We start from the raw sequence: 25,756 nt of genomic DNA, 5'->3' as shown, positions 1-25,756 counted from the left end.
GTCTCTTCGGGTCAGGGGAGGACCTGCCTGACGGCTGCAGGTCCGTTGTCTACACACCTTAATCGGCGTACACGATCGTAAAGCCGACCCGAGTCTTGACCGTACCTTCAGTGGACGCGCCGCTGGCATACATTTGTGCGGCCAGTGGGATCAATGCCTGGTTGTCGGCGATTACCACGCCTTCAGATTTTTCGGTGTATACGTTCAGGGGCGAGCCATCGCGTTTAGTCACTTCAACCTGTACGTTCTTGGCATTGGTTGTGTCGGACGGGTCATCATGGCCATCGATGTTCAAACGGCCGGTCGCCACATCAATGGCGGGGCTGGTGGGATCGAATGCAACCATGGCGGTGCGACCGTTGGTGCAGCTGCCTTCGCCAGGCGCGCCAATGCGAATGGTGAAGCCTGTGAGGTTGGCGCGATCACCCGGTTTCGCCAAGCGCGCGGCAGAAACCCCGCCCAGGTTGACGTCCTTGACCACAGCCCCGGTGCCCGGTGCCGCACCCTCGACCGTGCAAGTCACATCGGTGACCAGGCCGCTGAAGTTCATAACGCCATCTGCAGCGTGCGCGCAGTGTGATACAGCAACAGTCAAGGCCAATGCGGCCGCGACAGTAGATAAAACATTTACGTTCATGACATTTCCACTGATGAATGACAGGTGTTGCCAGCCACGGGTTGAAACACAGCATGTGTTGAGTGGCGGGTGGCTGTAATTTGTATCTAAACGTGAATGACTTCTATAGGAGCGTGACGAGTTTTAGTTCGAAATTGTTCGAAAGCATGCTGTTTTAGTTAAATTTTTTTTCGGCTGTAATTTGGGTTTTTACTGTTCTATTGGGAATATTCTTTCAGTTGTTTCTGTAGGAAGTGGCGGGGCTTATTGCGTGCCTGTATTGAACCCTGTGCATGGCTGGGCTATACCGGGCTAGAAACAATGGGTGATTGTGGGTTCGATGCTGCATTTATTCATGCGGGTATCTTTATGCCGACTTCAAGTTCCAATCCATATACCGTCGTTCTGTTGGATGATCATGAGATGGTTCGGCAGGGGATCGAGTTGGGCTTGAGAAAAGAGGCCGACCTCAGCGTGATCGGCTCCTTCGGCACGGGGAAGCAATTGCTGGAGGCGCTGACCCTGCGGCCGGCGGATGTGGTGGTCATGGACTTTATTCTGGCGCCGTCGGAAATCGACGGCCTCAGTTTGATCCAGACGTTGAACCGACGTTTTCGCCAGTGCAGGCCCTTGATTGTATGTTCACACTACACGCCCGCCACTGTTTCAATGTCTTTGAAGGCGGGTTGTTGGGGGGTACTGGGCAAAACCCAGAACATGAGCGAGTTGGTTACGGCGATTCGAACGGTGGCCCAGGGGCGTATTTATCTGCACCCCTGCATGATGCCAGCGTTGCAGAGTATGCAATCACTTATTGATGTTGCCCATAAACCGTCGAACATGGAGTTTTCAACTTCGTCATGGTTGAACGCCTGCCTTACGCCAAAAGAGCAGGAAGTTCTGCGGTGTTTTCTGGATGGGATGTCTGTGAATTCAATTGCGGCAAAGTTCTCGCGCAGCGTCAGTACGATCAGTACACAAAAACAATCGGCGTATCGAAAGTTGGGCATCAAGAGCGACAGCGAACTGTTCAGGTTTACCCAGCAGTTCGGGGAGTTTGGCTGACCGTATTGAACACTCCGTTAAACCGCATCCTCCAGATAACGCAGCGCCAACCGCTCGGTCGCCTGTCGTGTCGGTAGCAGCAGATGGGGGGCCACCAGCATCATGATTTGATATATCACCACCCGTACCTCCCCTTCACGATCGAGAATCCGTTGATAGTCCAGGGAGAACAGCAGGGTCATGGTGATCTGTTCCACTAATTGCCCCAGCGCCTGGGTATCGCTGACCAATTGCCCCGCAGCCTTCAAGTGCGCAAGCAGCGATGCAAGGGTGCGCTTGAGCGCAGTGAGCAGGTTGCGAATGCCCTTGGCCAGTTTCGGCAGGCGCCCCGCCAAGTTTGACAGATCCTGGAACAAAAAACGGTAGTGAGCCATATGCTCGATGATCAAGTGCAGGAACAGCCAATAGTCCTCGGCTTCCAGTTGGGCGTCTGCCGGTGGGTCGAGCAGGGGCATCAGCTCACTCTGGAAGCGCTCGAACAGCCCGAGCACCAGTGGCTCCTTGCCATGGAAGTGGTAGTAGAGGTTGCCGGGGCTGATCCCCATTTCATTGGCCACCTCCATGGTCGACACGTTCGGTTCGCCCTTCTGGTTAAACAGCTGCAGGGCGCATTCAAGGATACGGTCGCGGGTCTTCATCCAGTCTTCTTAATGTGATCGTTGAGCTCAGCGCACGCGCACGTAAGTGCCCGGCGCCGCTTCCATCGGTGGGTAATTCTGGTTGCCCAGGGCGGTGAGGGTTTCGCGCTGTACGCCTGAGCGTTGCTGGATCCACTCCAGCCACTGCGGCCACCAGCTGCCCTCGACGTGATTGGCGTCGTAGTACCAGGCCCGTGGGTCGCTGCTCAGCTTGGGGTTCTCGACATAGTTGGCCTTGGGGTTACCCGGCGGGTTGAGGATGCTCTGGATATGCCCGCTGTTGGACAGCACGAAGCGCCGGTCGCCGCCGAGCAACTGGGTGGAGCGGTACACCGCGTCCCACGGCGTGATGTGGTCGTTGATCCCGGCCACGCTGAAGCTGTCTACCGTGACCTTCTGCAAATCGATAGGCGTGCCGCATACCTCCAGGCCACCGGGGTGGCTCAGGGGGTTGTGCTTGAAGAAGTCCAGCAGGTCGCCATGCAGTGCGGCGGGCAGGCGCGTGTTGTCGTTGTTCCAATACAGGATGTCGAAGGCCGGCGGTTCCTTGCCCAGCAGGTAATTATTGATCCAGTAGTTCCAGATCAGGTCGTTGGGACGCATCCAGGCGAACACCTTGGCCATGTCGCGGCCCTCGAGCACGCCTTGCTGGTAGGAACGGCGCTTGGCGGCTTCGAGGGTTTGTTCGTCGGCGAACAGGGTGGCGGGGCTGTCAATCTGGCTGTCCAGCAGGCTCACCAGGTAGCTGGCGCTGGAGATGCGCCGCAACTGGCGCTTGGCCTGCAAATGGCCTTGCAGGGCGGCAATGGTCAGGCCCCCGGCGCAGGCGCCCATCAGGTTGACTTCGCGTGCACCGGTGATGGCCCGGCAGACGTTGAGCGCTTCCTCCAGCGCCGCCACATACGTGGACAAGCCCCATTCGCGATGACGCACATCCGGGTTGCGCCAACTGACGATAAAGGTTTGCAGGCTGTTCTTCAGTGCGTATTGCACAAAGCTGTTGGTCGGGCTCAGGTCGAAAATGTAGTACTTGTTGATTTGCGGCGGCACGATCAGCAGCGGCTTGGCGTACTGTTTTTCGCTCATGGGCTTGTACTGGATCAGCTCCAGCAGCTCATTGCGAAACACCACCGAGCCTGGGGTCGTGGCCACGGTCTTGCCGACTTCGAACGCCTGCTTGGTCACCTGGCGCGGCAGGCCGTTGTTGTGCAGCAGGTCGTCGAGCAGGTTGCTCACGCCGCGCACCACGCTGTTGCCGCCGGAGTTGAGCAACTCCTTGACGGCCAGCGGGTTGAGCAGGGTGTTGGAGGGGGAGACGGCGTCGTTGAGCAGCGAGAAGGCAAAGTGCGCACGGGCCCGGTCGTCGCTGCTCAGGGTGCTGTCGTCGATCCAGTGGCGGACTTCTTTCTGCCAGCTCAGATAGGCCTGCAGGCTGCGTCGGTAGAAGGGGTTGAGCGTCCAGGTCGGGTCCGTGAAGCGGCTGTCGCGCGGGTTGGGCTCATGCACGGTCTCACCCAGCAGCACGCGCCCCAACTGACCGCCCAGGGCCAGGGCGTGACGGGCGGTGTGCAGCGGGTTACGCCAGCCGTGGGCGGCAACGCTGCGCAGGGTCGACAGCAAATCCCGACCGTGCAGGCCGGTGATCGCGTTTTGCGCGTTGATGAACGCGGCGGGGGTGGGCGCCGGGTTCGTCACGGGTCTTTCTCGCATGAGCCAACACTCCTTCGTCAAGCCATCAACAGGCACGCCAATTCAGAACCATAGTCGGTTCTCGGCAAGTTGCGCGGCGGTGTGGTCCTTACACCGCTGGTCGCGGGTGAATCACGGCCCGCATGCGCTCCTCCTCGAGAAATTTCATGATGATCGGTGCCACGGCTTCAGCCCGGGTGATCAGGAACAGGTGGCCGTCATCGATGATGTGCAACTGTGCGTTGGGAATGCGCCAGGCCAGCATGCGCATGTTGACCAGCGGGATCAGCGGGTCGTCGTCCCCGGCCAGCACCAGGGTCGGCTGGCGGATCTTGTGCAGCCAGTGGATGCTGGTCCAGCCCAGCCCCGCGAACAGTTGCCAGTAGTAGCCCAGCTTGCCGGCCGAGCGCACTTTGCTGGCGTGCTCGGCGGCCAGTTTCGAGTCGCGGCGGAACGAGCCGCCATAAATCATCGGCGCAATGCGCACCACGTGGGACGGTTGGATATACCGCCGGGGGCTGGCCATCAGCCACAACACTTTCGGCTTGCCCGGCACCATCACCGCACCGGCGGCGGTGGCGGCGAGGATCAGCTTCTTGCAACGCTCCGGGTAGTCATAGGCAAATTGCTGCGCCAGCGCGCCGCCCCAGGACACACCCACCACATTCACCTGGCCATAATCCAGGTAATCGAGCATGCGCGCGGTGAGCTTGGCCAGGCCAGGGAAACGATACGGCCGTTTGGGCGTGGACGAACCGCCCACCCCCGGCACATCGAAGGCAATCACTTCCAGGTCCGGGTCCAGGGCCTGGACGAACGGAAACACCAGCTCAAGGTTGGCGCCGATGCCGTTGAAGATCAGCAACGGTGTCAAGTGGGGCTTGCCCGGGCGTACCGCCGTGCGGATGGTCTGGCCATCCAGGTCGATGGTACGGAAGATGAACGGTTGCGGCATGCTCAAGCCCTGTGAAGTATTGCAGTCCGAGTGAGGTCAGTGTGGGAGGGGGCTTGCCCCCGATGGTGGTGTATCAGTCACCACAGGATCAACTGGTCCACCGCTATCGGGGGCAAGCCCCCTCCCACATTTGAACGCATTTCAATCTAGCGTTCGTGCACATAGGTGCCTGGCGCCGCCTCTGCTGCGGCGTAGGTTTTATTGCCTAATGTTGTCGGAGCCTTCTTCAGCTTGCCCGCTCTTTCCGCCTGCCATGCCTGCCAATGCAGCCACCACGAGTCAGTGTGCTTGGTCGCATTCTCCTGCCATTCAAGCGGCTTGCCCGCCAGGCTGTCGCTGGTCTGGTAGCGTGCCTTGGGGTTGCCCGGTGGGTTGAGGATGCTCTGGATATGCCCGCTGCTGGACAGCACGAACTCTACTTTGCCGCCAAACAGCTGCGCCGACTTGTAGCAGGACTGCCACGGGGTGATGTGGTCGTTGGTGCCGGCCAGGGAGTAGATGTCGGCGGTGACCTGCTTGAGGTCGATCGGTGTACCGCACACTTCCAGGGCGTTGGCGCGTACCAGTGGGTTGTTCTTGAACAATTCGATCAGATCGCCGTGGAACGCGGCGGGCAAGCGCGTGGTGTCGTTGTTCCAGAACAGGATGTCGAACACCGGCGGCTCGTTGCCCAACAGGTAGTTATTGACCCAATAGTTCCAGATCAGGTCGTTGGGGCGCATCCAGGCAAACACCTTGGCCATGTCGCGGCCTTCCAGCACACCGGCCTGGTAGGAGTGGCGCTTGGCCGCTTCCAGGGTCTGCTCGTCGACGAACAGCGCCACCTGGGTGTCCAGGGTGGTGTCCAGCACGCTCACCAGCAGGGTCAGGGCGTTGACCTTCTTCTCACCCAGCGCGGCATAGTGGCCCAGCAGGGCGGTGCAGGTGATGCCGCCGGAGCAGGCGCCGAGCATGTTGATGTCTTTGCTGCCGGTAATCGCCGTGACCACGTCCACCGCTTCCTTGAGCGCCTCGATGTAGGTGGACAGGCCCCACTCGCGCTGGGCCTTGGTCGGGTTGCGCCAACTGACGATAAAGGTCTGCTGGCCATTGCGCAGGCAGAAGCGCGCCAGACTCTTATCCGGGCTCAGGTCGAACACATAGAATTTGTTGATCTGCGGCGGCACCACCAGCAACGGGCGCTCATGCACCTGCTCGGTGATCGGCTTGTACTGGATCAGCTCCAGTACGTCATTGCGAAACACTACCGCGCCTTCGGTGGTGCCCAGGCTCTTGCCGACTTCAAAGGCGCCCATGTTGACCTGGCTCGGCATGCCGCCGTTATGCACCATGTCCTTGGCCAGGTGGGACAGGCCGTCGAGCAGGCTCTTGCCGCCGGTTTCGAAGAAGCGCTTGATTGCCGCCGGGTTGGCCGCGCTGTTGGTGGGGGCCATGGCTTCGGTCATCAGGTTGATCACGAAGTGGCCGCGACTGATGTCCTGTTCCGAGAGGTTGCTGTCGCCGATCCAGTCGTGCAGTTCCTTGCGCCACGCCAGGTAGGTTTGCAGGTAGCGTTTGTACAGCGGGTTCTGGCTCCAGGCCGGGTCGTGAAAGCGACGGTCATCGTTTTCGGGTTGCAGCTGCGATTTGCCGAACATCACGTTCTTCAATTCAACGCCAAAATGGGCGACGTGCTTGACGCTGTGCAACGGCTGCTTGATGGCTTGGGTCAGCACCATCTTGGCCGAGGCCAGTAAATCCTTTTTACGTAACGCGATGATCGGGTTGAGCCCCAGGGTGTTTTCCGAGGCCTGGCGTTTCAAGTCATCGTTATTCTTGTTACTCATCTACGACGCTCCATTGTCCGAAAGACGAGTACCGGGTACCGCTGCGCACCAGTTTTCGATACACAACACAAGCCAGGTACTGCGACTCGGGTGACCGTTGATACCGCATCGTCAAATGCAGGGAACTTGCCAGTTCCATTGGTTACCCGAGTTTAATTTTTTTCGCAAGCGGGCCAATCGTTGGCCACGCGACAGGGCATTCAAGCAGATGAAATTAGAAAATGCCCTCTAAAGAGCAAGAAGCCTGGGCTAGAGCATCAGCCGTACGACCGACTGACTCGGGTCGCGGGTTTTGCCGGCTGCCTTGAGCTCGGCGAGGTAGTCAGCCCACAGTGCGTCCTGACGCACGGCCAATTGGTAGAGGTAGTCCCAGGTGAACAGTCCGCTGTCATGTCCGTCGTCGAAGGTCAATTTCAGTGCGTACTGGCCGGCCGGTTCGACCTTGCTCAAGCGCACGTTGAGCTTGCCGAATTGCAGGATGGGTTTGCCGTGGCCCTGGACCTCGGCGGAAGGCGAGTGAACCCGTAGGAATTCGGCGGGCAACCGGTAGGCCTCATCGGGCCCGTAGGTGAGGCCGAGGGTGTTGGAGGTTTTGTGCAGGTTTACAGCAGTGGGAAATTTGGACATTGATGATGATCCTGAATAAACCGGCTCAAAATGTGGGAGGGGGCTTGCCCCCGATAGCAGTGGTCAGTCAGGCATACATCTTTCTGACAGACCGCTATCGGGGGCAAGCCCCCTCCCACATGAAAGCAAAGCGATCCTGTATATGGCTTACAGGATATAACGAGACAGATCTTCGTTCTGCGCCAATTCACCCAGGTGGCTGTTGACGTAGTCGGCATCGATCTTGATCGTTTCGCCATTCTGCGCACCGGCCAGGTCACCGGCGCTGAAGGACACTTCCTCAAGCAGGCGCTCCAGCAAGGTGTGCAGGCGACGAGCACCGATATTCTCGGTCTTCTCGTTGACCTGCCAAGCGATCTCCGCCAGGCGCTTGATACCGTCCGGCAGGAACTCGATGCCCAAGCCTTCGGTTTTCAGCAGCTCACAGTACTGCTCGGTGAGCGATGCGTGCGGCTCGCTGAGGATGCGCTCGAAGTCGCCTGGGGTCAGCGCCTTGAGTTCCACGCGAATCGGCAGGCGGCCTTGCAGCTCCGGCACCAGGTCGCTTGGCTTGCTCAGGTGGAATGCACCGGAGGCGATAAACAGGATGTGGTCGGTCTTGACCATGCCCAGCTTGGTGTTCACGGTGCAGCCTTCGATCAGCGGCAGCAGGTCGCGCTGTACGCCTTCACGGGACACATCGACGCCGCCGGAGTTACCGCGCTTGGCGACCTTGTCGATCTCGTCGATAAACACGATGCCATGCTGCTCGACCGCTTCCAGGGCCTTGGCCTTGAGCTCTTCCTCATTGACCAGGCGCCCGGCTTCTTCGTCGCGTACCAGCTTCAGCGCTTCTTTCACCTTGAGCTTGCGGCTTTTCTTCTTGCCCTTGCCCATGTTGGCGAACAGGTTCTGCAACTGGCTGGTCATTTCTTCCATGCCAGGCGGCGCGGAGATGTCGACGCCGGACACTTCGGCGATTTCGATCTCGATTTCCTTGTCGTTCAACTGGCCTTCGCGCAGGCGCTTGCGGAACAGCTGGCGGGTGTTGGAGTCCGAGGCCGGTGCGGCGTCTTCGTTGAAGCCCATGCGTGCCGGCGGCAACAGGGCATCGAGGATGCGTTCTTCGGCGGCGTCTTCGGCGCGCAGGCTGACCTTGGTCATTTCCTGCTCGCGCAGCAGCTTCAGGGCCGCGTCGGCCAGGTCGCGGATGATCGACTCGACATCGCGGCCTACATAGCCGACTTCGGTGAACTTGGTCGCTTCGACCTTGATGAACGGTGCATTGGCCAGTTTGGCCAGGCGCCGGGCGATTTCGGTTTTACCGACGCCGGTCGGGCCGATCATCAGGATGTTCTTCGGCGTTACTTCAACGCGCAGTTCTTCGGGCAGTTGCATGCGGCGCCAGCGGTTACGCAGCGCAATGGCAACGGCGCGCTTGGCATCGTCCTGGCCGATGATATGGCGATTGAGTTCATGGACGATTTCGCGGGGAGTCATGGACATAGTGTGTGCGGCCCTCAAGCGGGAATAAGCCTACGGCTTACTCGGCGAGGTCCTGCTCCTCAATGGTGAAGTTGTGGTTGGTGAATACGCAGATATCGCCCGCGATGCCCAGGGCGGTCTCGACGATTTCGCGGGCCGACAAGTCGGTTTTCTTCAACAGCGCGCTGGCCGCCGCCTGGGCGTAGCCACCGCCGGATCCCATGGCGATCAGGCCATGTTCAGGCTCAACCACATCGCCATTGCCGGTGATGATCAGCGACGCGTCTTTGTTCGCGACGGCCAGCATGGCCTCGAGACGGCTGAGGGAGCGGTCGGTACGCCATTCTTTGGCGAGCTCGACGGCGGCACGGACGAGGTGGCCCTGGTGTTTTTCCAGTTGGCCTTCAAAACGCTCGAACAGGGTGAAGGCATCGGCGGTGGCACCGGCGAAACCGGCGAGCACCTGGCCGTGGTACAGGCGACGCACTTTTTTCGCGTTGCCTTTCATCACGGTATTGCCCAGGGAAACCTGGCCGTCGCCACCCATGACGACTTTGCCGTGGCGACGTACTGAAACGATGGTGGTCAAGGGGAGAGTCTCCACGCAGCGGGGCGAAAATGCCCGGATGGAAACTCATATGGGGGTGGCGGGGGGGATTTCAACCGTAGGGGTTTATGGCGGACGAGTGGTGTTTATCGGTCTGACACACTTTCGAGAACACCCAAGAACCAATGTGGGAGGGGGCTTGCCCCCGATGGCGGAGTATCAGTCACCAGATTGATTGACTGACACTCCGCTATCGGGGGCAAGCCCCCTCCCACATTTTGATCGGTGTTGAGCTTGAATCAGCGGCTCTGGCGTTGTTGTAACAACAGGTTGCTAAAGCCCGCGCCCGCCAATTGTTTCTGCGCCACGGTCAGCTGTTCGCGGTTGCTGAACGGCCCCACCAGTACGCGATACCAGGTCGCATCTTTCACAGTGCCGGACTCTACCGTCACCGACTGTCCCAGCAGGATGATCTGCGCACGCACACGATCCGCATCCGCCTGTTTCGGGAAGGAGCCCGCTTGCAGGAAGAACTTGGTCACCGGCGCTGCCTTGGTCTCCGCAACCGGTGGTGCTGGTGGCGGGGTGATCCCGGCCAGCGCGGCCTGGGCCCGGGCGGTGTCGATTTTCGCCGCTTCCGCCGGGGTTACCGGGGTGGTCGGCACTTGTGGCGTCGGCAGGGTTTTTTCCGGCACGGCGTCAGGCGGCACGATCACTTCCGATTCCGGCAGCAACGTATAGAAGTCGTATTTCGGCTTCACCGGTGCGGTCGGACTTGGCGTGGTCTTGTTGGCCTCGGCGATTTTCGTGGCTTTTTGCTGCTCCTGCTTGACGCGTTTGACGTCATCGCCCTGGCCTGGGTCCAGCTTCATCAGGAACACGATAAACGCGCCGACCGTGAGGCCGATGGCCATCCACAGCCAGCCCGGAATGGGCTTCTTTGCCGGTGCCTGGTAGCGGCTGGCGCCGCGCTTGGGGGCAGGTTTTTTCTTGGCGGCCAACTTACATACGCTCCAGGGTTTCCAGGCCTAACAGTTCCAGGCCTTGCTTGAGGGTCCGTCCAGCCAGTGCGGCGAGGCGCAGGCGACTTTGCTTGTGGGCTTCGTCGTCGGCGCTGAGGATCGGGCAGTTCTCGTAGAAGCTGGAGAACAACCCGGCTACTTCGTACAAATAGGTGCACAGGATATGCGGCGTGCCTTTCTCGCCGACGCTGTTCAGCACTTCGCCGAATTGCGCCAGCTTGGCGCCCAGCTCCTGTTCCTGGGGGGCTTCCAGCACGATCCGCCCTTGCACTTCGCTGAAATCCTTGCCCAGCTTGCGGAACACCCCGGCCACGCGGGTGTAGGCGTACAGCAGGTACGGCGCGGTGTTGCCTTCGAAGTTGAGCATCAGTTCAAAGTTGAAGCTGTAGTCGCTGGTGCGATGCTTGGACAGGTCGGCATATTTCACCGCGTCTATGCCCACCACACGGGCGATGTTGCGCAGATCGGCCTCGGCCAGCTCCGGGTTCTTTTCCTTCACCAGGGTGTAGGCGCGTTCCTGGGCTTCGGTCAGCAGGTCGATCAGCTTCACGGTGCCGCCGTCGCGTGTCTTGAACGGGCGGCCATCGGCGCCGTTCATGGTGCCGAAGCCCATGTGTTCCATGTGCATCGGGTGGGTGACGAAACCGGCGCGGCGCGCCACTTCGAACACCTGCTGGAAGTGCAGGGCCTGGCGCTGGTCGACGAAATACAGCGCACGATCCGCCTTGAGCACGCCGCTGCGGTAGCGCACGGCGGCCAGGTCAGTGGTGGCGTAGAGGTAGCCGCCATCGGCCTTGACGATGATCACCGGCAGCGGCTCGCCATCGGCGGTCTTGAATTCTTCGAGGAACACGCACTGCGCGCCATTGCTCTCGACCAGCAGGCCCTTGGCCTTGAGGTCGTTGACCACGTTGATCAGGTCGTCGTTGTAGGCGCTTTCGCCCATCACGTCGGCCATGGTCAGCTTGACGTTGAGCAGTTCGTAGAGGTGTTGGCAGTGGGCCAGCGAGATATCGCGGAAGCGGCTCCACAGTTCCAGGCATTCCTTGTCGCCGGCTTGCAGCTTGACCACCAGGCCACGGGCACGGTCGGCGAACTCTTCGGATTCGTCGAAGCGCTTCTTCGCGGCGCGGTAGAAGTTCTCCAGGTCCGACAGCTCGTTGCTGGTGATCGGGTTTTCCTGCAGGTAGGCCATCAACATGCCGAACTGGGTACCCCAGTCGCCCACATGGTTCTGGCGGATCACGGTGTCACCGAGGAACTCCAGTACCCGCGCCACGCCGTCGCCGATGATGGTCGAACGCAGGTGACCCACGTGCATCTCCTTGGCCAGGTTCGGCGCCGACAGGTCAATGACCACACGCTGGGTATCACCCGCTTTGCGCGTGCCGATCCTGGCATCGGCCAGCGCGGCGTCGAGGCGCGAGGCCAGGGCCTGGGTGTTTTGGAAGATATTGATAAAGCCTGGGCCAGCGATTTCGGCCTTGCTCACCTGTGGGTCGGCGGGCAGCGCGGCGATGATTTTCTCTGCCAGGTCGCGCGGCTTCATGCCGGCGGGCTTGGACAGCATCATGGCAATGTTGCTGGCGAAGTCACCGTGGGTCTTGTCGCGGGTGTTTTCCACCTGGATCGCCGGCGTCAGGCCTTCAGGCAACACACCTTCGTTGACGAGTTGGGTGAGGGCTTGTTGGATCAGCTGGCGAATGGTGTCTTTCATGGTGTTCTCTTTCGACCGCAAGCGGCGGTGCGCGATGCGCAGGTGGAAAAACTGGGCATTATCCGTGGCGAGGGCGGGCTTGCCAACCTTCGCGGGACCTATGGCCAGGCTTAATACAAATCTACCGGGTCTACATCCAGTGACCATCGCACCTGGCGGCCGCTGGGCATTTGCTCCAGCGCAAGTAACCAGCTACTTAATAGCCGGTGCAGGGGCGCGCGGGAGGTGGCTTGCAGGAGTAGTTGAGCGCGATAACGCCCGGCGCGGCGCTCCATGGGGGCGGGCACGGGGCCGAGCAATTCGATGCCGCCCAGGCCCAGTTCGCCGAGCAAGCGTTCGGCAGCGCTGCACGCTTCATCCAGAAAACCTTCGGCCTGCCCCGGCTTGTGGGCTTCGGCGCGCAGCAACGCCAGGTGCGCAAAGGGCGGCAGGCCAGCGGAGCGGCGTTCACTCAGCGCCTGCTCGGCGAAGGCGAAGTAGCCTTGTTCTGTCAGTTGAATCAGCAGTGGATGGTCGGCCAGGTGTGTCTGGATGATCACCTTGCCCGGCTCCTCGGCCCGCCCGGCGCGCCCGGCGACCTGCACGATCAGTTGTGCCATGCGCTCGCTGGCGCGGAAATCGCCGGAAAACAGGCCGCCATCGGCATCCAGGATCGAAACCAGGGTCACCCGGGGAAAGTGATGGCCTTTGGCAAGCATTTGCGTGCCCACCAGGATGCACGGCTGGCCTTTCTGGATCGTGGCGAACAGTTGGTTCATCGCGTCTTTGCGCGAGGTGCTGTCGCGATCGACCCGCAGTACCGGGTAGTCCGGGAACAGAATGCCCAGGCGCTCTTCGGCGCGCTCAGTGCCGGCACCCACCGGGCGCAGGTCGACCTTGCCGCACTGCGGGCAGTGGCGTGGCACGCGCTCCACATGGCCGCAGTGGTGGCAGCGTAGTTCGCCATGGCGCTGGTGGACGGTCATGCGCGCATCGCAGCGCTCGCACTCGGACATCCAGCCGCAGTCATGGCACAGCAGCGTCGGCGCAAAGCCACGGCGGTTGAGAAACACCAGGACTTGCTGGCCGGCAGCGAGGGTCTGGCCGATGGCCTGCTGCATCGGGCCGGAAATCCCGCTGTCCAGCGGGCGGCTTTTCACGTCCAGGCGCAGGAAGCGGGGCTGTTTGGCGCCGCCGGCCCGTTCATTCAAGCGCAGCAGCCCATAACGACCGGTGTAGGCGTTGTGCAGGCTTTCCAGGGACGGCGTGGCTGAGCCCAGCACGATCGGGATGTCTTCCTGGCGGGCGCGCACCAGCGCCAGGTCGCGGGCGTGATAGCGCAGGCCTTCCTGCTGTTTATAGGAGCCGTCGTGCTCCTCGTCGATGATGATCAGCCCGGGATTTTTCATCGGCGTGAACAGCGCCGAACGGGTGCCGATAATGATGTCTGCTTCGCCGTCCCGCGCCGCCAGCCAGGACTCCAGGCGCTCCCGGTCGTTGACCGCCGAATGCACCAGGGCGATACGCGCGTTGAAGCGTTGCTCGAAACGCGCCAGGGTCTGCGGGCCCAGGTTGATTTCGGGGATCAGCACCAGCGCCTGCTTGCCGGCTTGCAGGGTTTCGCGGATCAGCTGCAAATAGACTTCGGTCTTGCCGCTGCCGGTGACACCGGCCAGCAGGAATGCGTGGAAACAGTCGAAACCGGCGCGAATGGCTTCGTACGCGGCGCGTTGTTCGGGGTTGAGCGGCAATTCCGGCTGGGCCAGCCAGTGTTCGTGGCGTGGGTCGGGGGCGTGCTTGCGGATTTCCACTTGCACCAGGCCCTTGGCCAGCAGCAGGTCGAGGCTGTCTTTGCTCAGCATCAGCTTGCTTAATAGCTGATGCGCGACGCCATGGGGGTGCTGGGCCAGGGTGGCGAGGGCTTCACGCTGGCGCGGGGCACGGGCGATGCGTGGGTCGTCAAGGCGCGCGCCGGGCATCATCGACCAGAAGCGCTCCTGGCGCGCCTCGGCCGGCTCGCCCTGGCGCAGCAGTACGGGCAGCGCCCAGCTCAATGTGTCGCCCAGGCTGTGCTGGTAATACTGGGCGGTCCACAGGCACAGCTTGAACAGCGCGGGCGGCAGAGGCGCCGTGGCATCAAGGATGGCCACGGCGGGCTTGAGTTTTTCGGCGGGCACTTCGCTGTGGTCGGCGACTTCCACCAGGATGCCGATCATCTCCCTGCGGCCAAACGGCACGCGCACGCGCATGCCCGGCTGCAACTGCGCGCGCAGCACACCGGCTGGGGCCCGGTAGTCGAACAGGCGGCGCAGGGGCGAGGGCAGGGCGAGGCGCAGGATGGCGTCGGGCACGCGGGGGGTCTCATCTATAAGGGCAGGCGGTGGCGCAGGGGCGGGAGACTAGCAGACCGGCGGTGAGCATGCAGCACTGCGGTGCCTGCATCGCGAGCCAGAGCGCTCCCGCAAGGGCCAGGCTATGCCGTTGTTTTCTGATGAAAGGCGCTTTTATCTTTACCGGCGACGGGCGTCGACGCTTGCGCGTTTAAAAAGGTCTGGTAGAATCCGCGGCCTAATTACGTGCGGTATTCGACAATAGTGTCGAGTGGCGGCACGCTAGCCCGAGGAAGTCACCATGAAAGCCGATATCCATCCAGCGTACGAAACCATCGAAGTAACCTGCAGCTGCGGCAACAAGTTCGAAACTCGCTCGAACCTGTGCAAGCCACTGGGTACTGACGTATGCAACGAGTGCCACCCGTTCTACACCGGTAAGCAGAAAACTCTGGACACCGGCGGCCGTGTACAGCGCTTCGCAGATCGCTTTGGTGCTTTCGGCAAGAAGCCTGCTGCTACTCCAGCAGAGTAAGGCTCAAGGGCCTTATGGGCTTTTGCCAGCTGTTGAAAAAGGCGTCCCTTGTGGGCGCCTTTTTTGTGCCTGGGATTTGGCTGTCGGCTGCCCAGGCCCAGGTGTTCTGCCCCGCACCGGCGGCCCTGGCGCGCGTAGACGTGCAGCGCGTGGTGGATGGCGACACGGTGCGCCTCAAGGATGGCCGCAGCGTGCGTATGATCGGCCTCAACGCGCCGGAAATCGGTAAGAAGGGCCGCCCCGACGAACCTTTTGCCGTTGCCGCCCGCCTGCGCCTGCAGACACTGGTGGACGCCAGTGAGGGGCGCGTGGGCCTGGTGCCGGGGCGTGAGCGCAAGGATCATTATGGTCGCACGCTGGCCCACCTCTACGGTGCCAACGGCGAGAACCTGGAGGCGCAACTGCTGGCCGACGGCCTGGGTTTCCAGGTGGGCGTGGCGCCGAATGTCGACCTTGTCACCTGTCAGCAGGCGGCGGAAGACAGCGCTCGCCAGGCACGCCTGGGGGTGTGGCGCCAATCGCCGGTGCAAAGCGCGGAGCAGCTCAAGCGTTCCGGGTTTGCCGTGGTCGGCGGCCGGGTCAGCAGGATAGAGCGCAATCGCGGCGGAATCTGGATTGAATTGCAAGGGGCGCTGGTATTACGCATTGCGCCCGATTTGATCAGTCAATTCGACACGACGCTGCTCGATGGTCTGCAAGGCCGCTCGATCGAGGCGCGTGGCTGGGTACAGGATCGTGCGCGACGTGGCGGCCTGAAAAGTGGACAGGCCCGTTGGCTCCTGCCGCTGACCGCCCCCGGCATGTTGAAAACCACGCCTTGAGAAAAAATTGTAGACATTTTTTGTGTCGATTGTGAACAGTTAAGCCCTTGTATCCCGTGGCTCTTGGCCGAAAGTCTTAGTGCAGGGCCCTTGACACCGGTGACTGCCCAGTCTTGTAGGGACTTTGCGACACGAGTATCCTCGGCGGTCCGTCGACCAACAGTAAAAGCGGAATGCCGATATGTCTGATTTGAAAACTGCCGCTCTCGAATATCATGCCCATCCTCGTCCAGGAAAGCTGAGTGTAGAGCTCACCAAGGCCACTGCCACTGCCCGCGACCTGTCGCTGGCCTACAGCCCTGGCGTTGCCGAGCCCGTACGTGAAATCGCCCGCGACCCTGAGCTGGCCTACAAGTACACCGGCAAAGGCAACCTGGTTGCAGTGATTTCCGATGGCACCGCGATCCTTGGCCTGGGTAACCTCGGCCCATTGGCCTCCAAGCCAGTCATGGAAGGTAAAGGCGTGCTGTTCAAGCGCTTTGCCGGCATCGACGTTTTCGACATCGAAGTCGATTCCGAAAGCCCGCAGGCTTTCATCGACACCGTTAAGCGCATTTCCATCACCTTCGGTGGCATCAACCTGGAAGATATCAAGGCACCTGAGTGCTTCGAGATCGAAAAGGCCCTGATCGAGCAGTGCGACATTCCGGTATTCCACGATGACCAGCACGGCACCGCGATCGTTACCGCGGCCGGCATGATCAACGCCCTGGAAATCGCTGGCAAAACCCTGGCTGACGCCAAGATCGTCTGCCTGGGTGCTGGCGCTGCGGCCATCTCCTGCATGAAGCTGATCGTCAGCATGGGCGCCAAGCTGGAAAACATCTACATGGTCGACAGCAAGGGCGTGATCCAGTCCGAGCGTACCGACCTGAACCAGTACAAGGCGATGTTTGCCCACCCGTCCTCCAAGCGCACCTTGGCTGAGGCCCTTGACGGTGCCGACGTGTTCGTCGGCCTGTCCGGCCCGAACCTGCTGAGCGCTGAAGGCCTGAAGGCCATGGCGGCCAACCCGATCGTGTTCGCCTGCTCCAACCCGGACCCGGAAATCGCCCCGGAGCTGGCTCACGCTACCCGCGACGACGTGATCATGGCCACCGGCCGTTCCGATTACCCGAACCAGGTCAACAACGTACTGGGCTTCCCGTTCATCTTCCGTGGTGCCTTGGACGTTCGCGCCAAGCGTATCAACGAAGAAATGAAAGTGGCTGCTGCAAACGCCCTGCGTGAACTGGCCAAGCTGCCAGTCCCTCAGGATGTGTGCGATGCCTACGGTGGCGCCAAGCTGGAATTCGGCCGTGAGTACATCATCCCGAAACCAATGGATAAGCGCTTGATCACCGTGATCTCCGATGCCGTGGCTAAAGCCGCCATCGAGACCGGTGTGGCGACCCTGCCGTATCCGAAGAACTACCCGCTGCAAAGCGTGGATGATGTGTTCAACGGCTAAGCCGTTGTAGCGCACCAACAAAAAGCCCCGGCTCTCACGAGTCGGGGCTTTTTGTTGGGTGACCGTTATCTGAAGATTTTTGAAGGCCCCAATGTGGAAGGGGGCTTGCCCGATGGCGGTGTGTCAGTCACTCGATGAGCTGGCTGGTCCACTGCTATCGGGGGCAAGCCCCCTCCCACATTGGGTTCTGCGTAGGCTGAGGCCCAGGTCAGAATAAATCGATCGGCGCCGCCTCATCCGCCGGCAGCGGGCTGCCCGGCCACCCACCGGGTCGATCCGCAGGCTCAGGATGCCTTTCGGGGCATTTTGTTGGATGACAGTTATCTGAAGATTTGTGAAGTCCCAAATGTGGGAGGGGGCTTGCCCCCGATGGCGGTGTGTCAGTCACTCGATGAGCTGGCTGGTCCACTGCTATCGGGGGCAAGCCCCCTCCCACATTGGGTTCTGCGTAGGCTGAGGCCCAGGTCAGAACAAATCGATCGGCGCCGCCTCATCCGCTGGCAGCGGGCTGCCCGGTGCAACGCCATTGCCCAGCTCGTTGACCGAGGGCGGGGTGTCTTCGCTCTTGAACAGCTCGAAGTACGCATTCGGGGTGCTCGGCGATGCCGCCCGGCCACTCACCGGGTCGATCCGCAGGCTCAGGATGCCTTCAGGTTCCGGTTGGGTATGCAGCGGTTTGTCCTTCAATGCCGCGCCCATGTAGCTCATCCAGATCGGCAATGCGACGGTGCCACCGAACTCGCGGCGGCCAAGGCTTTCCGGTTGGTCGAAGCCCGTCCAGACGGTGGTCACGTAGTCGCCGTTGTAGCCGGAGAACCAGGCATCCTTGGATTCGTTGGTCGTACCGGTCTTGCCTGCGATATCCGCGCGGCCCAGGGCCAGGGCGCGGCGGCCGGTACCCTTCTTGATCACGTCTTCGAGGATGCTGTTGAGGATATAAGTGGTGCGACCGTCGACCACGCGCTCGGCCACGGCGGGTACCTGTGGGTCGGTGGCGGCGGCGCCCGGTGCTACGGGGGCGGTGCCTGGGGTCGGCTCGATGGTGATACCACCGTGGCTCGGCGCTGCAATGCCATCGCTGGCTGCCACGCCGTTGACCACGTCACCCGGCACGCGTGGCGGGTTGGCGGTGAACAGGGTATCGCCATTGCGGCTTTCGATCTTGTCGATCAGGTAGGGCGTGATCTTGTAGCCGCCGTTGGCGAAGGTGCTCCAGCCGGTGGCGATTTCCATCGGCGTGAGGGTCGCGGTACCCAGGGCCAGGGACAAGTTGGGTGGCAGGTCCGACTTGGCGAAACCAAAGCGGGTGATGTAGTCGATGGTCTTGCCTACGCCCATCGCCTGCAGCAGGCGGATCGACACCAGGTTGCGCGACTTATACAGCGCCTCGCGGATACGAATCGGACCGAGGAACGTGTTGGTGTCGTTCTTGGGGCGCCAGACCTTGTCCAGGTACTCATCGACAAACACGATCGGCGCGTCGTTGACCAGGCTGGCGGCGGTGTAGCCGTTATCCAGTGCGGCGCTGTAGATGAACGGCTTGAAGCTCGAACCCGGTTGGCGCTTGGCCTGGGTCGCGCGGTTGTAGTTGCTCTGCTCGAAGGCAAAGCCGCCAACCAGGGAGCGAATTGCGCCGTTCTGTGGGTCGAGGGACACCAGGGCGCCCTGGGCCACGGGGAGTTGGCTGAACTTGAGGCTGTCGTCTTTCTGGCGTTGCACGCGGATCAGGTCACCCACCTGCGCCACGTCTGACGGCTGCTTGGGCATTGGGCCCATGCTGTTGGTATTCAGGAATGGGCGTGCCCATTTCATGCTGTCCCATGCGACATGGGCTTCGCCGGTACGGGTCAGTACCTGCAGGCCATCCTTTTGCACCTGGATGACGATGGCCGGCTCCAGGCCGCTGATCGCGCGCTGCTTGCCCAGCTCGGCGGTCCAGGCGCTCAGGGTCTTGCCCGGCAGGCGCGACTCAGGGCCGCGATAGCCGTGGCGCTGATCGTAGGTGATCAGGCCGGAATGCAACGAGGTATTCGCGATTTCCTGCAAGTCGCTCGACACCGTGGTCGTGACGCGGAACCCTTCGGTATAGGCATCGCTGCCATAGCGGCCGACCATCTCGGCCCGCGCCATCTCGGCGATATACGGGGCGTTCACTTCCGGCGTCGGCACGTGGTAGCTGGCGTTCAGCGGCTCGGCCACCGCACTTTCATAGGCGGCCTGGTCGATCTTGCCCAGCTTGTACATGCGGCCCAGGATCCAGTCGCGGCGTTCTTTACTGCGTGCCGGGTTGGCCAGGGGGTTGAAGCGCGACGGCGCCTTGGGCAGGCCGGCAATCATCGCCATCTGCGCCAGGCTGGCGTCACGAATCGACTTGCCGTAGTACACCTGGGATGCGGCTTCGATGCCGTAGGCGCGGTTGCCCAGGTAGATCTTGTTGACGTACAGCTCGAGGATTTCGTCCTTGGTCAGCTGACGTTCGATCTGCAAGGCCAGGAGAATCTCGGTGGCTTTGCGCGAAAAACTGCGTTCGCTGGTGAGGAAGAAGTTCTTCGCCACCTGCATGGTGATGGTGCTGCCGCCGGATTGAATGTGTCCGCTTTTGACCAACTGCGTGGCGGCCCGTACCAGGCTGCTGGGGTCGACACCGTAGTGGTTGGCGAAATTATCGTCTTCAGCCGACAGCAATGCGCTGATGAAATTGGGCGGGATGTCGGCGAAACGGATCGGGGTACGGCGCATTTCGCCGAACTCCGCGATCAGTTTTTCATCGCTGCTGTAGACCCGCAAAGGAATCTGCAACTGGATGCTTCTCAGGGCCTCTACAGAGGGCAAACCCGGACTAAGGTAGAGGTAGGCCCCGCTGAGTACGAGCAGTAGCCCGCAGACGATCGCGATGATGGAGTACCCGAAAAACTTCAGCAGACGAATCAAGGCTTTTGGATTTCCAGAGAAAAGAATGAGTTAGGCGCCGGGGTATGCATGGGAAACGATGGATCGACCCGACCTGCAGATAAAAAGCGGGAAAAAACGCTGGGCATTAAAGCATTTTTCGCCTTGGGGCGTCATTCGCGCCTCTTAAACAAGCCGACCGAATGCAGGGTGCCCGGCCGCAATCAGGCGGTATGACAGGGAAAGCAATGAGGAGTTTTATGGTAAAGGGATTTTTCAGGCGAAAAGTCGACACCGTCCTGGGGGTCGATATCAATGAAGCGGGGATCAAACTGGTCGAGCTGGGGCGTTCAGCCAGCGGCTACACCGTTCAAGGCTACGCCACGCAGGCCCTGCCGGCCCGCGCGGTGGTCGATGGCACGTTGCTCGACCTTGAGGGCATCGGGCTGGCGCTGCAGCAGGCGTTGTCCCGGCTGCATACGTCGGCCCGGCAGGCGGCGATTGCCGTGTCTGGGTCCTCGGTGATCACGCGGGTGATCGAAATGGAGGCAGGGCTCAGTGACGATGAAATGGCCTGCATGATCCTGATGGAGGCAGACCAATACATTCCCTACCCATTGGAGGAGATGGCCCTGGACTTTCAGGTGCGCGGTCCATCGGCCGCGGATCCGAAGCGGGTCGAGGTGTTGCTGGCGGCATGCCTCAAGGAGCAGGTCGAGGCGCGTGAGGCGGTTCTGGCCTTGGCCGGGTTGGTGCCGCGAGTGGTCGATGTGGAAGGGTTTGCATTGGCGCGCGCAAGCAGTCAGGATTTCGCCAGCTTCACGCCGGGCCGTCGAGTCGATGGCGCACAGTGGGCCGTGGATGCCCAAGGGATGGGAGTAGCCTGCGGGTTGGCCCTGAGGAGTTTCGCTGGATGACACGAATCAATCTTTTGCCCTGGCGCCAGGCACTGGCGGAGCGGCGGCGCAAGTATCTCCTGATGCTGTTGCTGGCGTTTGCCTGCGTGGCGCTGGCGGCGGTATGGCTGGCGGACCAGGTTATCGACCAGGCGATCGACCGGCAGGTGACGCGTAACAATCACCTGGGCAAGGAAATCACTGTCCAGGACGCGCGCATCAAGACCATCGACGACCTGCAGGTGCAAAGCCAGCAACTGGCGGAGCGCATGAAAGTCGTGCAGGACCTGCATGACGCCCGCTCCGGCAGCGCGCGGTTGTTGGATCAACTGGCCCGTGCGGTGCCTGATGGCGTACATCTGCATGAGGTCGTGGCAAAGGGCAATACGGTGAGCATCAGCGGCAGCGCTGATTCGAGCCAGGATATCGCCCAGTTGATGCGCCGCCTGGACGCCTCCGAAGGCGCCCACGCGACGCGTCTGCAACAGGTGCGGGCGGAAGGCGAGCGGGGCAGCAACGGGTTTCAATTGATGGTACGCCAGGGAGCGTCCACCGAGGCCCAGCCATGAGCCTGCCCAGGCTCGACTTTTTTGCACTCTCTCACCACGCTGCGAAATGGCCCTTGCCTGGCAAGGTCCTGCTCGGCTGCGCGCTCGCCGGCCTGGTGCTGGTAGTGGGCGAGGCTGCATGCCTGAGTCCGTCGCGGGACCGGTTGAAGGTACTCGAGGTGCAGGAAGGAGGCTTGCGGCAGCAGCTCGCCGAGAAAGTTGGGCTGGTCGCCGCGCTTGAACAGCAAACCCAACAGTTCCAGGCGATGCAACAGCGCTTCGCCGGGCTTTTGCAGGCGTTGTCCCAAGAGGCTGAAGTGCCAAGGCTGCTTGAAGACATAGCGCGGTTGGGCGTCGCCAATGGCTTGGCAGTCGAGGGCATCGTCCTGTTGGATGAGCAGGCGCACGCCTTGTATATCGAGCAGCCCGTGCAAATGGCTGTCACCGGGGGGTATCACGACCTGGCGACATTCCTGAGCGCTCTGGCCGGGTTGTCGCGAATCGTCACGGTACACGATCTGGCGCTGCGATCTGATGGGCCACTGCTGCGCCTCGACCTGCAGGCCAGGACCTATCGGCGTACGTCGCCAGGTGTCCGGTCGGTAGAGCTCGGCCAGGGCGTCGAGCCGCGGCCGCACTTTGTCTACGACGCTTCGTCCTTGCGCGATCCCTTCCAGCCGCCCGCGTTGCAGGTACATCACACGCCAGGCCGGCCAACCCAGGCCCCCGACTTCGCGCGGCCACGAGGCGCGCTCGAAGCTATCGCTATCGACCAGTTCGAAATGGTCGGCACGCTGTCCCGTGGTGTGCAGCGCTTTGCCCTGCTGCGGGCGGCCTCCGCGGTGCATCGGCTCGCAGTGGGTGACTACCTGGGGCCCGACCATGGTCGGGTGACCGCCATTCATGATGGTCATGTCGAACTGGTCGAGCTTTTCCCGAATGAACAGGGTGCCTGGCTGGAGCGCCCACGAACCCTCGTACTCAACGTCAACTCATAACGGAATCAAACAATGAAAAGGATTTTCTCGTCCTTCGGTGTGGCGCTATGGATAGCGTTCACGGCACCGATGGTTTTCGCTGTGCCCAATCGTGTGGACCTGATCCAGCTGCCGCCACCCGAAAGCGCGTCGCCGAGCTACTCCGGCGACAAGCTGAGCCTCAATTTCCAGAACATCGAGCTACGCGCGGTGCTGCAACATATCGCCGATGTGGCGGGCCTCAATCTGGTGGCCAGCGACGAAGTGCAGGGCGCGATCACCCTGCGGCTCAGGGACGTGCCCTGGGATCAAGCCCTGGACCTGGTGTTGCAAAGCAAGGGCTTGGACAAGCGCATCAAGGCCGGTGTCTTGCTGGTGGCGCCTGCCGACGAGCTGGCCGCCCGCGAACTGCTGACCCTGGAGTCGCGGCGGCAGATGGCCGAACTCGCGCCACTGCGCCGCGAACTGTTACAGGTCAACTACGCCAAGGCAGCGGACCTGGCCAAGCTGTTCCAGTCGGTGACGGGGCACGAGGGCGCGACCGATGAGCGCGGTTCGGTGGCGGTGGATGATCGCACCAATAACATCATCGCCTACCAGACCGGCGAGCGCTTGGAGGAGCTGCGGCGGATCGTGGCGCAGTTGGACATCCCGGTGCGCCAGGTGATGATCGAGGCGCGGATTGTCGAGGCCAACGTTGACTATGACAAAAGCCTGGGCGCGCGTTGGGGCGGTCGATTGAGTCACGGCAAGTGGGGCGCAGGTGGTATCAGCAAACCCTTGGCGAGCGGCGAGGAACTGCCGGATAACCCGCCCAGTTCGCCCTTTGTCGACCTGGGCGCGGTTACGGGCACCTCAGGGCTGGGCGTCGCGTTTATCACCGATAACCTGCTGCTGGACTTGGAACTGACGGCCATGGAGAAGACCGGCAATGGCGAAATCGTCTCGCAACCCAAGGTAGTGACGTCCGACAAGGAAACCGCGCGCATCCTCAAGGGCACCGAGATCCCCTACCAGGAATCCAGCTCCAGTGGCGCCACCTCGGTGTCCTTCAAGGAGGCCTCGCTGTCACTGGAGGTCACCCCGCAAATCACGCCTGACGACCGCGTGATCATGGAGGTCAAGGTCACCAAGGACGAGCCCGACTACCTGAACAAGCTCAACGACGTACCGCCGATCAAGAAAAACGAGGTGAACGCGAAGGTGCTGGTCAAGGATGGCGAGACCATCGTCATCGGCGGGGTTTTCTCGAATACCCAAAGCAAAGTGGTAGATAAAGTGCCATTTTTCGGCGATGTGCCGTATCTTGGCCGCCTTTTCCGGCGCGATGTGCTGGCGGAGAAAAAATCCGAGCTGCTGGTATTCCTGACTCCGCGTATTATGAATAACCAGGCGATTGCTGTGAGTCGTTGATTCTGTGCGAAATTTGATTCTTGTAGGACCGATGGGCGCTGGCAAAAGCACCATCGGCCGTTTGCTGGCCAAAGAGCTGCGCCTGCCATTCAAAGATTCCGACAAGGAAATTGAATTGCGCACGGGCGCCAATATCCCATGGATCTTCGATAAGGAAGGCGAGCTGGGCTTTCGCGACCGCGAGCAGGCGATGATTGCCGAGCTGTGCGGCTGCGATGGCGTGGTATTGGCGACCGGCGGTGGCGCGGTGATGCGCGAGGAAAATCGCCGGGCCCTGCATGCCGGTGGTCGGGTGGTCTATCTGCATGCGTCGGTCGAGCAGCAGGTGGGCCGCACTGCTCGCGATCGCAATCGCCCATTGCTGCGCACCGCCGACCCGGCGAAAACCTTGCGGGATCTGCTGGCGCTGCGCGATCCGTTGTATCGGGAAATCGCCGATCTGGTGGTGGAAACCGATGAGCGGCCGCCTCGTATGGTGGTACTCGACATTCTTGAGCGCCTGCAACGGTTGCCACCCCGTTAAAGCCAGGCCCGAAATGCGTTATTCTCGGCGGCGCGTTATCACCCTGCGGGGTGTGGCGTAGAGCCATCAGGTGGCGTCGGATTTCGACGTTACCGGTCGTCAAAACATCTTCAACGCGGGGACACATGCAGACACTTAAGGTCGATCTAGGCGAGCGCAGCTACCCGATCCATATTGGCGAAGGTCTGCTGGACCAGCCCGAGTTGCTCGCACCGCACATTGCCGGGCGGCAAGTGGCGATCATCTCCAACGAAACGGTCGCGCCGCTGTATCTTGAGCGTCTGAGCCGCAGCCTGGCGGCTTATTCGGTGATCTCCGTGGTATTGCCCGACGGCGAAGCCCACAAGAACTGGGAAACCCTGCAACTGATCTTCGATGGTCTGCTCACCGCACGCCATGACCGCCGCACCACCGTGGTCGCCCTCGGCGGCGGCGTGATCGGTGACATGGCCGGCTTTGCGGCCGCCTGTTACCAGCGTGGCGTGGACTTTATCCAGGTGCCCACCACCCTGTTGTCCCAGGTTGATTCGTCGGTGGGCGGCAAGACTGGCATCAACCACCCGCTGGGCAAGAACATGGTGGGTGCGTTTTATCAGCCTCAAGCCGTGCTGATCGACACCGCGACCCTCAACACATTGCCACCGCGCGAGCTGTCGGCGGGGCTGGCCGAAGTCATCAAGTACGGGCTGATCTGCGACGAACCGTTCCTGACCTGGCTGGAAGAACACGTCGACGCCCTGCGCGCCCTCGACCAGGTGGCGCTGACCGAAGCGATTTCCCGCTCCTGCGCCGCCAAGGCGTTGGTGGTGAACGCCGATGAACGGGAGTCCGGCGTACGGGCCACCTTGAACCTCGGGCACACCTTCGGCCATGCGATCGAAACCCACATGGGCTATGGTGTGTGGTTGCATGGAGAGGCCGTAGCGGCTGGCACAGTGATGGCATTGGAGATGTCCCAACGCCTGGGCTGGATCAGCGCTCAGGAGCGTGATCGCGGTATCCGCCTGTTCCAGCGCGCCGGCTTGCCGGTCATCCCGCCTACCGAGATGACCGAGGCAGACTTCCTCGAACATATGGCGATAGACAAGAAAGTGATCGACGGTCGACTGCGACTGGTGCTGCTGCGCCACATGGGTGAAGCGGTAGTGACCGACGATTATCCGAAAGAGATTTTACAGGCCACGCTGGGAGCGGATTACCGCGCCCTGGCCCAGCTTAAAGGTTAATAA

The 25,756-nt window shown here is 61.4% G+C and carries 21 protein-coding genes and 1 pseudogene; 10 read left to right on the top strand and 12 right to left on the bottom strand.

Translation table 11 applies throughout. From position 1 onward, the window contains the following. Positions 1–58: 58 nt before the first annotated feature. Positions 59–637: a fimbrial protein gene (locus QU606_RS04720; protein ID WP_024072946.1), complete on the bottom strand. Its 579-nt coding sequence runs from the start codon at positions 635–637 to the stop codon at positions 59–61. A gap of 348 nt (positions 638–985) precedes the next feature. Here QU606_RS04720 and QU606_RS04715 point away from each other — a divergent pair, with 348 nt between their 5' ends. Then, complete coding sequence (locus QU606_RS04715) at positions 986–1,681, top strand: response regulator transcription factor (protein ID WP_304998605.1); 696 nt, start codon at positions 986–988, stop codon at positions 1,679–1,681. Positions 1,682–1,698: 17 nt separating this feature from the next. On the opposite strand, the gene QU606_RS04710 is transcribed toward QU606_RS04715, so the two are convergent. The 10 genes from QU606_RS04710 to QU606_RS04665 form a co-directional block, all read right to left on the bottom strand. Beyond that, complete coding sequence (locus QU606_RS04710; protein WP_024072948.1) at positions 1,699–2,319, bottom strand: TetR/AcrR family transcriptional regulator; 621 nt, start codon at positions 2,317–2,319, stop codon at positions 1,699–1,701. 27 nt (positions 2,320–2,346) lie between these two features. Further along, positions 2,347–4,029 (bottom strand): class II poly(R)-hydroxyalkanoic acid synthase, encoded by a 1,683-nt coding sequence (gene phaC / locus QU606_RS04705; protein WP_168232209.1) that lies wholly within the window; start codon positions 4,027–4,029, stop codon positions 2,347–2,349. A gap of 88 nt (positions 4,030–4,117) precedes the next feature. Continuing rightward, a complete protein-coding gene (gene phaZ / locus QU606_RS04700; RefSeq protein ID WP_024072950.1) occupies positions 4,118–4,963 on the bottom strand; it encodes a poly(3-hydroxyalkanoate) depolymerase in 846 nt (281 codons plus the stop codon). 146 nt (positions 4,964–5,109) lie between these two features. Continuing rightward, positions 5,110–6,789, bottom strand: coding sequence for a class II poly(R)-hydroxyalkanoic acid synthase (gene phaC, locus QU606_RS04695; protein ID WP_024072951.1), 1,680 nt, complete (start codon positions 6,787–6,789; stop codon positions 5,110–5,112). A gap of 249 nt (positions 6,790–7,038) precedes the next feature. Beyond that, positions 7,039–7,416, bottom strand: a complete 378-nt coding sequence (locus tag QU606_RS04690) for a gamma-butyrobetaine hydroxylase-like domain-containing protein (RefSeq protein WP_069075066.1) — start codon at positions 7,414–7,416, stop codon at positions 7,039–7,041. 147 nt (positions 7,417–7,563) lie between these two features. Continuing rightward, positions 7,564–8,901, bottom strand: a complete 1,338-nt coding sequence (gene hslU / locus QU606_RS04685; protein ID WP_024072953.1) for an ATP-dependent protease ATPase subunit HslU — start codon at positions 8,899–8,901, stop codon at positions 7,564–7,566. Positions 8,902–8,938: 37 nt separating this feature from the next. Beyond that, entirely contained in the window at positions 8,939–9,469 is a 531-nt protein-coding gene (gene hslV / locus QU606_RS04680; RefSeq protein ID WP_010563201.1) for an ATP-dependent protease subunit HslV, read from the bottom strand. A gap of 257 nt (positions 9,470–9,726) precedes the next feature. Next, positions 9,727–10,428 (bottom strand): SPOR domain-containing protein, encoded by a 702-nt coding sequence (locus QU606_RS04675; RefSeq protein ID WP_024072954.1) that lies wholly within the window; start codon positions 10,426–10,428, stop codon positions 9,727–9,729. Position 10,429: 1 nt separating this feature from the next. Next, positions 10,430–12,166: an arginine--tRNA ligase gene (argS, locus tag QU606_RS04670; protein WP_150054090.1), complete on the bottom strand. Its 1,737-nt coding sequence runs from the start codon at positions 12,164–12,166 to the stop codon at positions 10,430–10,432. A 110-nt stretch (positions 12,167–12,276) separates the two neighbouring features. Then, on the bottom strand, positions 12,277–14,496 hold the full coding sequence (locus tag QU606_RS04665; protein WP_304998152.1) for a primosomal protein N': 2,220 nt from the start codon (positions 14,494–14,496) through the stop codon (positions 12,277–12,279). Positions 14,497–14,776: 280 nt separating this feature from the next. Here QU606_RS04665 and rpmE point away from each other — a divergent pair, with 280 nt between their 5' ends. The 3 genes from rpmE (at position 14,777) to QU606_RS04650 (ending at position 17,281) form a co-directional block, all read left to right on the top strand. Next, positions 14,777–15,010, top strand: coding sequence for a 50S ribosomal protein L31 (rpmE, locus tag QU606_RS04660; protein WP_005784030.1), 234 nt, complete (start codon positions 14,777–14,779; stop codon positions 15,008–15,010). 14 nt (positions 15,011–15,024) lie between these two features. Next, on the top strand, positions 15,025–15,831 hold the full coding sequence (locus QU606_RS04655) for a thermonuclease family protein (protein WP_304998151.1): 807 nt from the start codon (positions 15,025–15,027) through the stop codon (positions 15,829–15,831). Between the two features lie 181 nt (positions 15,832–16,012). After that, on the top strand, positions 16,013–17,281 hold the full coding sequence (locus tag QU606_RS04650; protein ID WP_024072958.1) for a malic enzyme-like NAD(P)-binding protein: 1,269 nt from the start codon (positions 16,013–16,015) through the stop codon (positions 17,279–17,281). A 465-nt stretch (positions 17,282–17,746) separates the two neighbouring features. Here the strand turns inward: QU606_RS04650 and QU606_RS04645 are convergent, their stop codons facing one another. Next, entirely contained in the window at positions 17,747–20,209 is a 2,463-nt protein-coding gene (locus QU606_RS04645) for a penicillin-binding protein 1A (protein WP_370531104.1), read from the bottom strand. A 221-nt stretch (positions 20,210–20,430) separates the two neighbouring features. On the opposite strand from QU606_RS04645, the gene pilM reads away from it, so the two are divergent. From pilM to aroB, 6 genes and pseudogenes are all read left to right on the top strand, one after another. Further along, positions 20,431–21,087 carry a type IV pilus assembly protein PilM gene (gene pilM / locus QU606_RS04640; protein ID WP_304998150.1) on the top strand — a complete coding sequence of 219 codons (657 nt, stop codon included), beginning with the start codon at positions 20,431–20,433 and terminating at the stop codon, positions 21,085–21,087. Beyond that, positions 21,084–21,635: a PilN domain-containing protein gene (locus QU606_RS04635; RefSeq protein ID WP_024072961.1), complete on the top strand. Its 552-nt coding sequence runs from the start codon at positions 21,084–21,086 to the stop codon at positions 21,633–21,635. The genes pilM and QU606_RS04635 overlap by 4 nt, the downstream gene beginning before the upstream one ends. Next, positions 21,632–22,612, top strand: coding sequence for a pilus assembly protein PilP (locus QU606_RS04630; RefSeq protein WP_102625308.1), 981 nt, complete (start codon positions 21,632–21,634; stop codon positions 22,610–22,612). The genes QU606_RS04635 and QU606_RS04630 overlap by 4 nt, the downstream gene beginning before the upstream one ends. 135 nt (positions 22,613–22,747) lie before the next feature. Beyond that, positions 22,748–24,004 (top strand): annotated as a pseudogene (locus tag QU606_RS04625) (type IV pilus secretin PilQ); the annotation flags it as partial. Positions 24,005–24,008: 4 nt separating this feature from the next. Continuing rightward, positions 24,009–24,527 (top strand): shikimate kinase AroK, encoded by a 519-nt coding sequence (gene aroK, locus QU606_RS04620; protein ID WP_024072964.1) that lies wholly within the window; start codon positions 24,009–24,011, stop codon positions 24,525–24,527. 125 nt (positions 24,528–24,652) lie between these two features. After that, complete coding sequence (gene aroB / locus QU606_RS04615) at positions 24,653–25,753, top strand: 3-dehydroquinate synthase (RefSeq protein WP_024072965.1); 1,101 nt, start codon at positions 24,653–24,655, stop codon at positions 25,751–25,753. The last annotated feature ends 3 nt before the right edge of the window (positions 25,754–25,756 follow it).

Origin of the sequence: Pseudomonas sp. OVF7, assembly GCF_030644265.1 — a bacterium.
Taxonomy (GTDB): Bacteria; Pseudomonadota; Gammaproteobacteria; order Pseudomonadales; family Pseudomonadaceae; genus Aquipseudomonas; species Aquipseudomonas gorinensis.
Note: the sequence above shows the minus strand (reverse complement) of the source record. Positions and strands in the feature narration are given on the sequence as shown.